Annotated in this window: 13 protein-coding genes; 6 read left to right on the top strand and 7 right to left on the bottom strand. The window is 73.4% G+C overall.

All coding sequences use genetic code 11. The features are described from left to right. From Q0116_RS10040 to Q0116_RS10030, 3 genes are all read left to right on the top strand, one after another. Window positions 1-950 (top strand): signal peptidase I (locus tag Q0116_RS10040; protein WP_297887582.1); only part of this gene is annotated, 950 nt, incomplete at its 5' end. Further along, window positions 950-1546, top strand: coding sequence for a hypothetical protein (locus Q0116_RS10035; RefSeq protein WP_297887580.1), 597 nt, complete (start codon window positions 950-952; stop codon window positions 1544-1546). The genes Q0116_RS10040 and Q0116_RS10035, both read left to right, overlap by 1 nt. A gap of 252 nt (window positions 1547-1798) precedes the next feature. Then, window positions 1799-2596 (top strand): ZIP family metal transporter, encoded by a 798-nt coding sequence (locus Q0116_RS10030; protein ID WP_297887578.1) that lies wholly within the window; start codon window positions 1799-1801, stop codon window positions 2594-2596. A 390-nt stretch (window positions 2597-2986) separates the two neighbouring features. On the opposite strand, the gene thiD is transcribed toward Q0116_RS10030, so the two are convergent. The 6 genes from thiD to Q0116_RS10000 form a co-directional block, all read right to left on the bottom strand. Next, a complete protein-coding gene (thiD, locus tag Q0116_RS10025) occupies window positions 2987-3835 on the bottom strand; it encodes a bifunctional hydroxymethylpyrimidine kinase/phosphomethylpyrimidine kinase (protein ID WP_297887575.1) in 849 nt (282 codons plus the stop codon). Window positions 3836-3948: 113 nt separating this feature from the next. Continuing rightward, window positions 3949-4578, bottom strand: coding sequence for a DsbA family protein (locus Q0116_RS10020; RefSeq protein WP_297887573.1), 630 nt, complete (start codon window positions 4576-4578; stop codon window positions 3949-3951). Window positions 4579-4639: 61 nt separating this feature from the next. Further along, window positions 4640-5506 (bottom strand): phosphatase PAP2 family protein, encoded by an 867-nt coding sequence (locus Q0116_RS10015; protein WP_297887570.1) that lies wholly within the window; start codon window positions 5504-5506, stop codon window positions 4640-4642. Next, complete coding sequence (locus tag Q0116_RS10010) at window positions 5503-7383, bottom strand: ABC transporter substrate-binding protein (protein WP_297887568.1); 1881 nt, start codon at window positions 7381-7383, stop codon at window positions 5503-5505. Before Q0116_RS10010 ends, Q0116_RS10015 begins: the two co-directional genes overlap by 4 nt. Window positions 7384-7457: 74 nt before the next feature. Further along, window positions 7458-8651 (bottom strand): hypothetical protein, encoded by a 1194-nt coding sequence (locus tag Q0116_RS10005; protein ID WP_297887567.1) that lies wholly within the window; start codon window positions 8649-8651, stop codon window positions 7458-7460. A 79-nt stretch (window positions 8652-8730) separates the two neighbouring features. Beyond that, window positions 8731-9033: a hypothetical protein gene (locus tag Q0116_RS10000; protein WP_297887565.1), complete on the bottom strand. Its 303-nt coding sequence runs from the start codon at window positions 9031-9033 to the stop codon at window positions 8731-8733. Window positions 9034-9190: 157 nt separating this feature from the next. Between Q0116_RS10000 and Q0116_RS09995 the strand changes: the two genes are divergently transcribed. Both Q0116_RS09995 and Q0116_RS09990 read left to right on the top strand, forming a co-directional pair. Continuing rightward, complete coding sequence (locus tag Q0116_RS09995; protein ID WP_297887563.1) at window positions 9191-9622, top strand: HIT family protein; 432 nt, start codon at window positions 9191-9193, stop codon at window positions 9620-9622. Between the two features lie 70 nt (window positions 9623-9692). Continuing rightward, window positions 9693-10487: a ParA family protein gene (locus Q0116_RS09990; RefSeq protein ID WP_297887561.1), complete on the top strand. Its 795-nt coding sequence runs from the start codon at window positions 9693-9695 to the stop codon at window positions 10485-10487. Between the two features lie 27 nt (window positions 10488-10514). Here Q0116_RS09990 and Q0116_RS09985 read toward each other — a convergent pair whose 3' ends face one another. Beyond that, complete coding sequence (locus Q0116_RS09985; RefSeq protein ID WP_297887558.1) at window positions 10515-11036, bottom strand: hypothetical protein; 522 nt, start codon at window positions 11034-11036, stop codon at window positions 10515-10517. A 163-nt stretch (window positions 11037-11199) separates the two neighbouring features. On the opposite strand from Q0116_RS09985, the gene Q0116_RS09980 reads away from it, so the two are divergent. Next, a partial coding sequence (locus tag Q0116_RS09980; RefSeq protein WP_297887554.1) for a transcription initiation factor IIB family protein occupies window positions 11200-12191 on the top strand: 992 nt, incomplete at its 3' end.

Below are 12191 nucleotides of genomic sequence, written 5' to 3'. Positions count from 1 at the left end.
TCGTCGCCGAGCGCGACCCGACCGCGATCGCCGAGGGCGACGTGATCACGTTCGTCCGCGGCACGAGCGAGGTGCCGGTGACCCACCGCGTGACGAGCGTGGTCGACGAGGCCGGCACGCTCGCGTTCGAGACGATGGGCGACGCCAACGAGGGGCCGGATCCGGGGCTCGTCCCCGCAGGGGCCCTCGTCGGCGCGGTGACCCTGACGATCCCGTACATCGGGTACGTGATCCAGTTCGCGGGCACCCGGATCGGCTTCGTCACGCTGGTCCTGCTGCCCTTCGGCCTCCTCGCGGTCACGGAGATCTGGTCGATCGTCGGCGGGCGCGGCGACGCGGAGCCGCAACCCGCGACCGTCGATCCCGTCGACGAGCCGAGCGACGGTGAGGGTCCGGCGGCGGAGAGCGGTTCCGCGGTCGCGGTCGAACCGACGGAGACGGCGGACGCGACGGACGAACCCGGCGGGGTCTCGGTCGACGCGGTCGGCGGCGCGGCGGCGGTGCTCGCCGCGTTCGCCCCGTACGCGGTGTACGTCGCGCTCGAGCTCCGGACCGCCGCCGCGATATCGGTCGCGATCGGCGCGTCGACGCTCCTGCTCGGCGCGCTCGCGGCGTGGATCCCGGCCAGCGGGGTCCTCGACCGAAGCGGATCGGCCGCCGAGCCGGCAGCCGGCGCGGACGCGGCCGAACCGGCTGCGCGCGCGGTCGTCGACGGCGGCGAGCGCGAGGGGGACGACGAGGCGCGCGAATCGGACGAGGCGGTGGCCGAGGACCGCGAGGTGACTGAAGACGGAGCGGAGACCGAAGAGCCGGAGTCGACCACGGACGAGGACGCGTCGAACGCGTCCGAGGAGGACTCGGGCGAGCGGAGCGCGACCGCCGAGGCGCCGGATTTGGGTCCGGCCGCGACGACGCCCGCACGGCCCGACGGCGTCGGGGAGGGACGCTGATGGCCGCGAACCGCGGATTCGTCGCGCTCCTCGCGCTCGCCGTGCTGGTGTGGGGCGTCGCGTTCTCCGGCGGGCTGACGGTCGCCCTGCTGACGTCGACCGCCGACGTGACGACGACGTTCGAGACGCCAGCCGAGCTGGCGCAGGTCAACGAGTCGAGCGCGAGCGGATTCGGCGTGGCGACCGCGTCCGTCGGGAACGAGACGACCGCCGGCGAGGGGAACGAGACTACACCCGCAGCGAACGGCACCGCACCGATGAACGGGAGCGCACCCGCGGCGAACGGCGCGGAGACCGGTGAGAACGTCTCCGTCCCGGCGGACGAGAACGTCTCGGCTCCGACGAGCGGGAACGCCTCGGCACCGGCGGACGAGAACGTCTCCGCCACGGAAGACGAGAACGCGTCCGCGCCGCCGACCGAGCCGACGCAGAACGAGTCGAGCCCGCCGAGCGACGCGCCGGACCCGGTGACGAACGGGTCGGCCCCGACGGGGAACGCGACCGCCGGAAACCAGACCGCGCCCGGCGCGAACGACCTCGGCGCGGTCGCGGTCCGTCAGTCGCCGGACCCGTCGCGGTCCGGGAGCGGGGCGTGACCGTGGTGGCTCCGAGCCGGTCGGGAGAGAGGATTTGGAGTCGTCGCGCGCAGTTCCGCGGGGGCTGTGCTCCCCCCGGAGCGAAGCTCAGCGTGCTGCTGCTCCTCGCCCTGTTGGTGCTGCTCGTGTTCCTCGCCAGCCTCGTGCGCGCGCTCGGGTGACCTCGCCGACGGCGCGGAGGGGACGCCGTTCTCAGCTGGTGGACGCGCCCGCCGGAGTTATCAGTCGAATCGGCGTACGATCACCCGATAGATGGTCGCCCTCGACGCCTACGCGTTCGTCTTCGTCGCCGGCCTGATCACGGCGCTGGCGACCGGGATCGGCGCGCTGCCGTTCTTCTTCTTCAATACGATCAGCGACAGCGGCAACGTGGCGCTGTGGGGCTTCGCCTCGGGGATCATGCTGTCGGCGTCGCTGTTCGGCCTCGTCCAGGAGGGGCTCGCGGAGGGGACGCCGGCGGAGATCGCCGTCGGGATGCTCGCGGGCGTCGTCCTGGTCGTCGTCGCGCACGAGGTCCTGACGGACGCCGAGATCGACCCGCGGGAGTACGAGGAGGCGGACTTCAAGAAGCTGATCCTGATCCTCGGCGTGCTGACGGTCCACAGCTTCCCCGAGGGGATCGCGGTCGGCGTCTCCTTCGCCGACCTCGGGCTGGCGGGGGGCACCGCGCTGTTCGGGTTCACCGTCCCGCTCTTGGCCGTGTTCATGACCGTCGCCATCTCGATCCACAACGTTCCAGAGGGGACGGCCATCTCGATCCCGCTACGGGCGATGGGCGTCTCGAAGTGGAAGATGGTGTGGTGGTCGGTGTTCTCCAGCCTCCCGCAGCCGATCGGGGCCCTGATCGCGTTCGCGTTCGTGCGCTACGCTCGGGAGTTCCTCCCGTACGGCTTCGGCTTCGCGGCGGGCGCGATGATCTACCTCGTCCTCTCGGAGTTCATCCCCGAGGCGCTCGAAACGGGCGCCGACCTCCCGCACGGCGGCAAGCGGGTCCTCGCCGGCGGCGTCGCGCTCGGCGTCGCGCTGATGGTCCCGCTCGCGTATTTATGAGCGACCGAGGCCAGCGGCGAGGTGTTTAAATGAGCGTGACTGGCAGTGACGATCGCATATAAAGATCGTCGCATATAAAGATCGATGCGGTGGCGCGCGCCTCCGAGCGTCCGCCAGGGCGCGAGGAGCGCGTGCGAGGGAGTCAGTCGCCGGAGCGAAGCGGAGGCGACTGACGAGGCTGGGGAGGCGCGAGGTGCGGTCGCTGTGCTGGGCGGGACTCAAATGGGCAGCCGCGAGGCGGGCGCACGCTCGCTGCGGTCCTCGGTCACTCGCTTCGCTCGTTCCCTGCGGTCCTTACGTCGCCTCCGCCCGCCTCGCGGCTGGGGCTTTGGAGGCGCCCGTTGCCGATCCGAAATCAATCATTTATAAGCGTCCATCCGATTCGACGGCTTACTCCTCGCCCAGCACGGTCGGGTTGACGGCACCCGATCCGCGGCCCACGTCGTAACCGCGCCGGACTGCCTCGGTCATCTCCTCGACCGCGACGCCGACCGCTTCACGAACCGACTCTCCTCTCGCTAGCCGCGCCGCGATCGCGCTCGATAACGCGCAGCCGGACCCGTGGGTCGCGTCGGTGTCGATCCGCGGCGTTTCGAAGCGGTCGACGGTCAGCCCTGCCTCGCCCCCGCCCGCCCCGTCGGCCCGAACGAGCGTGTCGACGACGACGCCCCCGTCGACCGGCTCGCCGTCGAGGTGGCCGCCCTTCACCAGCGCCGCGTCCGCGCCGAGCGCGACGAGCGCCCGCCCGGCCGCCTCGGCATCTGCCGGGGTCTCGACCGGCTCGCCGGTCAGCACCGCGGCCTCGTCGGCGTTCGGCGTGACGAGCGTCGCGGTCGCGATCAGTTCCTCGTAGGCGTCCTCGGCGGCCGGCGAGAGCAGTCGGTCGCCGGTCGCCGCGACCATCACGGGGTCGACGACGAGCGGGGCGTCCGCCGCCGCGGCCAGTTCGGTCACGCGCTCGACGATCTCGGCGGTCGCCAGCATCCCCGTCTTGACCGCTGCGACGTCGAAATCCTCGGCGACCGCCGCGTACTGGCTCGCGACGTGGTCGGCGGGGAGGGGGTTGACGTCCGCGACGCCGCGGGTGTTCTGGGCGGTCGTCGCCGTCACGACCGCGGTGCCGAAGACGCCGTGCGCGGTCATCGCGGTCAGGTCCGCCTGGATCCCCGCCCCGCCGCCGCTGTCGCTGCCGGCGATCGTCAGCGCGACCTGCGGGTCGACCGGGTCGTACTCCGTCATACCGCGTGGTACTACCTAGTGGTATTAATTAGTAGTGTTCTCTCTACTCGGTCGGGTTCCCGGAGCCTTCGGACGGCGAATGGTCGGTGCCTCGCCGCGGACGGCGACCGGACTCAGGTTCCCTCGACGAGTCGTTCGAGCTGCTCGGGCGGGACGGCGCCGCGCGCCGCGTACCCGTCGTAGGCGAACGTCGGCACGCCGGTTATGCCCTCCCGCTGCGCCTCGGTAAACCGATCCCTGACCGTCTCTCGGAGGGTCTCGTCGTCGAGCGCCGACCGGACCTCGTCGGCCTCGGCGCCCGCGTCGGCGGCGAGTTCGGCCAGCAGGTCCGCGTCGCCGATGTCCTCGCCGTCCTCCCAGAGCGCGGCGAAGACCGCCTCGTCGAAGGCGAGCCACGTCTCGTAGTCGTGGTGTTCGCGGAGGTAGTAGGAGGCGATCTGGGCGGGCAGCGAGTCGACGTCCGCGGCGATGTCGAGGTCCATCTCCACGCCGTAGTCGTCGGCGAGCCGGCGGACGTTCTGTTTCGCCTGCTCGAAGTACTCGTCGTCTTTCCCGTCGTCGACGGAGTGGTCGATCGTCCCGTCCGGGCGGCGCTTCTGGCTCCGCAGGTCGAACGGGCGCCAGTCGATCGCGAGCTCCTCGTCGCGGCTCGCCTGGTACTGCGAGAGGGACTGTCGGCCCAAGTAACAGAACGGGCAGACGTAGTCCGAGTACACCGTGATGGTCTGGCGGTCGGCGCTCATGCGCTCCCGTAGCGCCCGGCGGTACAAAACGGTGTGTTCGGCGGCGGTCGAGGGGGGGCGCTCAGTCGCCCGCGTTCGGCTCCGACGGCGGCGGCTCGTCGCCCGGGTCCTCGTGCGGGACCCTCGGGTCGCTCCGCGGGTCCACGGTCCGGTACGCGAGGGCGACGGAGCCGAACGCGAGCGCGAACCCGGCGACGACGTCGGTGAGCCAGTGGATGCCGAGGTACATCGTCGCGACGACGACCGACAGCGAGAGCCACACCGCGACCGGCGTCCACCGCGGGTACTCGTCGCGGGTCAGTACGGCGAACGTCCCGACGGTGACCGCGAGCGAGGTGTGGAGCGAGGGGAAGACGTTCGTGTTCACGTTCACCTCGCTCGCGAGTAATGTCACGTTGGGATGATTGGTGAACAGCAGCGGTGTCACCATGTCGGGCATCACGTTCCGTGGGCCGTGAGCGAACACCGCCGTGTACAGCGCGAGCCCGATCCCGTAGTTGAGCGCGTACGCGACGAGGACGCGCCTGAGCGTCGTCGTCCGGGGGAGCGCGAGGTACGCGACCACGGGGAACGCGAGGAGGAACGCGTAGCCGTACACGTACACCCACGAGAAGTACGCGGTCAGCGCGGGCGTCGCGAACGTCGCCTGCACCCAGGCGACGAACCCGCCCTCCAGCGAGTAGATGAGCGCGGTCGCCTGGAGCCCGAACAGCTCCGAGACCACCTGTAACGAGCTGCGCCCGACGGCGCTGACGAGCAGCACCGCACAGAGGACCGCGACGGCGCGACGGGCGTCCCAGATGCGCTCGCGGACCCCGTCGCACGCCGCGCGGAGCCGCGCGGGGCCGATCACCGCGCCGCTGGCGACTGCCAGCAGCGCTCCGACCCACGCGAGCACCGAGGTGAGGACGGACAGGAACGGCGTCATCGTCCCCGCGAGAGCAGCCGCCCCTCGTCGTCGAATCGGTACCCGACGTCGCGCAGCGCCGCCCGGGCGGCCGCGACGTCTAGCGACCCGTCGTCGTCGAAGAACGGGTGGACCGGGTCGCGCCCGTCGGTCCACGCGACCGACTCCGGGACCGCGGTCGGCGACGCCGCGAGCGGCGAGGTCGCCGCCTGCGCGTAGCCGTCGAAGGCGTCGTCGACGATCGCGGCCTTGTCGATCAGCCGCGCGATCACCGCCCGGAACCGGGGGTTCGACAGCGGGCTCCGCCGCACGTTGTAGCCGACGTGGTAGAACGCCGCCGACCGGCCGCTCACGAGCCGGGCGTCCGTAGAGCGGCCGATCCGCGGGACGGACTCGGGGCCGAGGTTCGAGACGGTCGCGTCCGCGAGCCCCTCGGCGACCGCCTCCACGGCCGGGATGTCCGACGGCAACACCTCGATGCGGAGTCGATCGAACGCCGGCTTCCCGTGGAACCGCGGCGGAACCCCCGCACGCGGGTCCGCGGTGTCGTCGGCCGCGTCCGCGTCCGTCTCGGGGTCCGGCCGGACGAGGAAGTGGTCGGGGTTGCGCTCGAAGGCGACCGACTCCCCCGCGGTCGCCTCCGCGAAGCGGAGCGGGCCGCTCCCGACGGGGTCGGGGTTGTTCGAGACGATCGCCTCCGTCGTCTCGAAGTCGAGCTCGAAGCCGGCGATCGTCGCCGCGCGGGCCCGCTCCGCCCAGACGTGTTCCGGGAGGATCGGCACTTGCAGCGCCCTGGCGGCGACCGTCTCGTTCACCTCGGGCACGGTGAGCCGGACGGTCGCGTCGTCGCGGACGCGCGCGCCCTCGACGAGGGAGCTGCGACCGCGGAACCGCGGGGTCGGCACCGGGGTCTCGACGTTTCCGAGCGAGGTGTCGCGGAGGAACTCGTAGGTGAACGCGACGTCGCTCGCCGTCACGGGCTCGCCGTCGTGCCACCGGGCGTCCCGGAGCGTGACCTCGAGCGTGGTGTCGTCGACGCGCTCCCAGCCGGCCGCCAGCCAGGGGAAGACCGCGTCGCCGTCGGCGCGGGCGAGCGGGTCGTACAGCAGTCCGGTGAACGTCCCGTACTTCCGGTACTCGGCGGCGATCGGGTTCCAGTTCTCCGTGATCCGGTCGTCGGTGGTCACGAGCCGGAGGGCGTTCCCGGCCGCCTCGTCGGCGTCCGCGTCGGCGACCGTCTCGTTGCCGCCCGCCGACGCGTCGGTCGCGGAGCCGTCGACGGCGGCGGGGTCGAGTTCGAGGAGCCCGGTGACGGAGAGCGGCTGTCGGTCCTCCGTCCACCCGTCGAACCGGTTCTCTTGGACGGCGGTGAGCGCGTCGGGGAACGCGACGACGGAGAACGGCTGGAGCTCGCACACCGTCTCCTGGAGGGCGGCGACGGCGTCGTCGCGGTCGCGGCCGCCGGCCCGGCGCTGCCGTTCGAGCAGGTCGTCGACGGCCATCTCCGTGAGGCCGAAGGGGTTCTGCCACCCGGACTCCGCGACGAACCGCGAGTGGGTCAGCCCGTACAGCGCGTCGGGGTCGAACGGCTCCGTCTCGACGAACTGCCCGACGTAGAGGTCGAAGTTCTGGTTGATGAGCACCTTCCGCCAGAGGTCGGTCTGCCCGACCGTGTTGAGCCGGACGTCGATGCCGACCGCGGTGAGGTGCTCCTCGAGCTGCCTCGCGATGCGGATCCCGTTGGGATCGGCGTCCGCCGGCGTGGCGTTGATCTCGAGGGTCAGCTGCTCGGGGGGGTCCCGTCCGGCGATGTTCTCCGTGCGACCGAGACAGCCGGCGCTGGCGGCCGCGAGGCCGAGACCCGCGAGCGCCGCTCGTCGACTGATCGGTCGTGTCATTCGTTTTTCCCTGTTTTCCGTCGCTCGGTATATCTCTTCTGTGCCGTCGTCGCGCCGAGCGGCCGGGAGCGGGCTCAGAAGACGTTCGCCAGCGGGAGCGCCAGCCCGACGGCCCACGCCGCGAGGCCGACGGCGGTGACCGGTCGGTCCGCGACCGCGCGCCCGATGGCGACGACGCCGAGCGCGGCGAGGAGCGCCGCCCGGTGGAGGATGAGGTCCGGCGGGACGGCCACCCCGAGCGCGGCGAAGTCGGCGAGGAACCCGGCGCCGAGCCCGACGACGACGGCGACCGCCGCGGCCGCCGGGTCCGCCCGCGGCGCGCGCCAGACGACCAGCGCGGGAAGGCCGGCCGCGAGGACGAGGTACAGCGGGCTCGCGATCTCCTTCGGCGACACCCCCGGCAGGGCCGCCTCCAGCGTCACGCCGGCGACGCGGACGCCGAGGAGGACGGCGCCGAGCGCGACCCCCAGCGTCGCGGCCGCGGCGTGTCGTCTCGCGTCGGTCCGGAGCCGCCGGGCGAGGTCGAGGGCCGCCTCGCGGGTGCGCCGGCCGAGCAGCGTCCCGGCGAGCGCCGCGGCCGCCGCCAGCTCGACCACGGAGAGCCAGCCGTCGCTGCGGCCGCCGTCGATGCCGCGGTACTCGCGTCGCACCTCCGTCGCGCGGCCCGACTCGATGAACTCGGCCTCCAGCCGGGTCGCGGGCGCGTCGATGTCGGGGACCGTGTGGCGGAGCCGGAACCAGTCGTAGTACTCCTCGTGGGCCTGGATCGCGGTGTACTCGCCGTCGGGGGCCTCGTACGCGCGGAGGTGGTCGCGGACGCCGAGGTACCGGCCGTCGTGGAGCTCGAACGTCTCGTCGAGCCACCTGCCCCCGGTCGGGCCCTCGACGTACGAGTAGCGGAGGGAGCTGCGCGCGTCCCGCCAGTCGCGGGCGACGAACTCGCGGACCTGGTCGCCGTCGTCGACCGTCGCCGCCGCCTCGTCGGGGGGCGTCTCCTCCCAGTCGCCGGCCGCGTCGCCCTCGATGGCGGCCCGCGTCGCGTCCGCGTCGGCGTGGACCACGAGGTTGATCGCCAACGTCCGCCCCTCGACGCTCCGGCTCCGGCTCGTGTGCGGCCAGAGCCGGTAGTCGCCGTCGACCGCGATCAGGCTGTCGCCCGCGACGTCGCCGGCCGCGGGCTCCGCGGCCGGTCCGGCGGAGAACCCGGAGAGTGCGAGCCCGGCGACGACGACGGCGAGGAGTGCGGCGACGGCCGCCGTCCGGTTCATGCGCCGCACCTGTGGCTCGGGGGATAAACCTGTTCGGGGGAGACCGCCGACCGAAAGCGGCCGAGCGGCGTCGCGGCGCTCACCACGTCTCGACGACGCCGTCGCGGACGTCCTCGGCGCACCCCTCGCAGTCGGGGTGGCCGGACGCGAAACAGGCCGGTCGCCCCTCGTCGTCGACCGGCACGGTCCGGCGCTCCGCGTGGCGGCGACAGACGATGCGCGCCGCGCCGGACTCGTCGGTCGGGAGGTCGAACCGCGCCGCGGCCGCCGCGTCGCCCTCGGGGTCGTCGCGTCCCTCGGCGTAGGCGCGCCTGGCCTCCTCGAACTGTTTGCCCGCCTTGCGGAGCTGTTGGCGGATGACGCGTTCGAGCCGGTCGTCCATACCGGCCGTTTCGGCGCGGCGGATATAGGTCCGTTGGCGGCGCTGGGTGCTGCCAGCGCGACGGGCCGGGAGATCGTCGCCGCGGTCGGCGAGCGCGAGCCTCGAGGGACCGCCGCCCCGGGAAAGCTTGATGAGACGGCCGAGCGATCGCTCGGGCATGTCCGACGACTGCGTCTTCTGTTCGATCGTCGCCGGCGACATCCCGGCGCGCACCGTCTACGAGACCGATTCCGTGCTGGCGTTTCTGGACGCGAACCCCCTCGCCCGCGGGCACACCGTCGTGATTCCGAAGCCGCACGCGCAACGCGTCGGCGACCTCGACGCCGACCTCGCGGGCGACCTGTTCGACGCGGTCGCGTCGCTCACGCCGCAGATCGAGGCCGCGGTCGACGCCGCCGGGGCCAACGTCGGCGTCAACGACGGCGAGGCGGCGGGTCAGGAGATCTCGCACGTCCACGTTCACGTCGTCCCGCGGTTCGAGGGCGACGGGGGCGCGCCGATCCACGCGGTGGCGGGCGAGCGACCGGTCTTCTCTGAGGACGAGCTCGACATCGTCGCCGACGAGGTCGCGTCGGCGATAGACGGGTAGGGCGCTGTCGACGGCCGCGCGGTGGCTCGGTTTCGCGATTTTTAAGACCGGGCTCCGGCGAGGCCGGGACATGCAGGCGACGACGCTCGCGCTGGTCGGGGCGACCGGCGGCGCGGGGACGACGCGGACCGCCGTCGAGCTGGCGGCGATGGGCGCGCGCGACGGCGACGACGTGGCGGTCGTCGACGCCGCGTTCACGACGCAGGGGCTCTCCGAGTACGTGACCGGACGCATCGACCCCGACCTCACCGCGCTGCTCACCGACGACCCGGACGCGGCGCTGTCGGCGGCGGCGTACCCGGTCGTCGGGGGCGGCGGGAACGTCGGCCGAGCCGCGGGCGGGGAGGACGACGCGCCGGACCTCCCCGGCCGCGTCGACGCGGTGCCGGCCCGAGCGCCGTTCGAGCGCGTCGCCCGGGCGAAGACGGCGGAGGCCGCCCGGAAGCTTGAGCGCCGGATCGACGAGGCGGCGACGACGTACGACGCGGTGGTCGTCGACGCCGCGCCGGTCGGGTCGAACGAGGCGGTCGCGGCCGCGACGACCGCCGACCGCGCGGTCGCGGTCAGGCCGGCGACGGTCCACGGACGCGACGCGGCCCAGCGGCTCCGCGGGCGGATCGCCGACGTCGGCGGGAGCCTCGACGCGACGCTCGCGGTCGAGCGACCGGGGAGCGGTGACGGCGAGGAGGGCGACGGCGTCGTCCGCGTGCCGGCGACCGATCCCGAGGTGGCGGCCGCGCCGACCGCGGCCGATGAAGACGACGCGTACGCGCGGGCGATCGCGACCGCATACGAGACGGCGTTCGACGCGACGCTCGACGTGGAGTTTCCGGAACCGGGGCTCGTCGAGCGGTTCGCGCCCTGAATCGGGCCGGAAGGAAGGTAAGGGCGCTCAGCGGAGCCCGTCGGTGGAGCCGAGCGCGTCGCCGAGGGGGTCGTCGGCGCCGAGGCCGTCGCCCAGCGGCGCGGAGCCGGCGACCTGCGCGTCGACCGCCTCCGCGACGGGCTCGACCGGGTCGTGGGTCTCGACGTACGTCGCCAGCGCGAAGTCCGCCTCGTCGCCGCCGGTGAGCGCGACCGCCTCGCTGCGGGCGGTCCGGCCGGCGAGCCAGTCGCGGACGACGTCGCGGGCGGTGGGCGAGAGCGGGCAGACGCCGGCGACGCCGCACCGGTGGAGCGCCTTCGCGGCCGTCATCGGGGAGACGCCGGCCTCGCTCGCCGCGTCGCCGACGCTCCGCCCGGCGGTGTAGGCGTCGACGAGCGTGGCGGTCGCTTCGGGCGTACACGGGAGCGACTCGGCGTGGTCCGACAGGCGGTCGACGAGCGGCGTCTCCGTGTCGTCGGCGAGGGCGACACCGCGGTCGCGCTGGCGGGCGGTCACCTCGACCCCCGCCGCGATCTCCGACAGCGTCATGCGGATCGCTGTCTCGCACTGCGGGTTAAAACCACCGTACTGCGGCGCGATCGGACCCTCGATCACCGACCGATTATCGGTCGGTTCGACCGCGGCGATCCGGCCGATCGACCGCCGATTCGCCCGGGTTTAAGTAAGGGATCGGGCCGGAGTTCGACGTGTGATGAGTGACGCACGCTCGACCCGCGTTCGTTCGCCCCGGACCGAAACCGACGACGCCGCGACCGCCGACCGCGCCGGGTCCGCGGGGCGCGCCGCGACGACCGATCGCCCCGCGGCCGCCGACGAAGGACCGGCGAGCGAGACGGCGACGACCGAGGAGGCCGGCGACCGCGAGACGTGTCCGGAGTGCGGCGGCCGCACGCGCGTCGACGGCGCGGAGCGCGTCTGCGCCGACTGCGGGCTGGTCGTCGAGGCCGACCGGATCGACCACGGCCCCGAGTGGCGCTCGTTCGACGACGACGACGCGGACCCGAAGCGCACCGGCGCGCCGCTGACGCGGTCGCGCCACGACCGCGGCCTCTCGACGGAGATCGGGCGGTCGACGAAGGTGAAGGGGCGCAAGCGGCGCCGGCTCGCGCGGATGCGGACCCAGCACAACCGCGCGCAGATCTCGACGAAGCGCGACCGCAACAAGGTGTACGCGTACACCGAGATCCGGCGGCTCACGGGCGTCTTGGAGCTCCCCGACAGCGTCCGCGACGCCGCCTGCGCGCTGTTCGACTCCGCGCAGGAGGAGAGCCTGCTCCGCGGGCGCTCGCTGGAGGGGTTCGCGGCCGCCTGCGTCTACGTCGCCTGCCGCACCGCCGACGTGGCGCGCACGGTCGGCGAGGTGTGCGCCGAGGCGAAGGCGACCGAGGACGAGCACCGGGCCGCCTTCGACGCGATGAACCGCGAGCTCGGTCTCCCCATCGCGCCGAGCGGTCCCGCGGAGTACCTCCCGCGGTTCGCCAGCGACCTCGGCTGCGACACCGCCGTCGAGCGCCGGGCCGGCGAGCTGGCCGAGCGCGCCGTCGAGGAGGGGATCGCCAACGGCCGCAACCCGGTCGGGGTCGCGGCCGCCTGCCTCTACACCGCGGCCCGCGAGCTCGACGCGGAGTGTACCCAGCGGGAGGCCGCGGACGTGGCCGGCGTGACGCCGGTGACCGTCCGGCG

Source organism: uncultured Halorubrum sp., assembly GCF_937146585.1.
Taxonomy (GTDB): Archaea; Halobacteriota; Halobacteria; order Halobacteriales; family Haloferacaceae; genus Halorubrum; species Halorubrum miltondacostae.
This window is presented reverse-complemented; position numbering and strand designations above follow the sequence as displayed.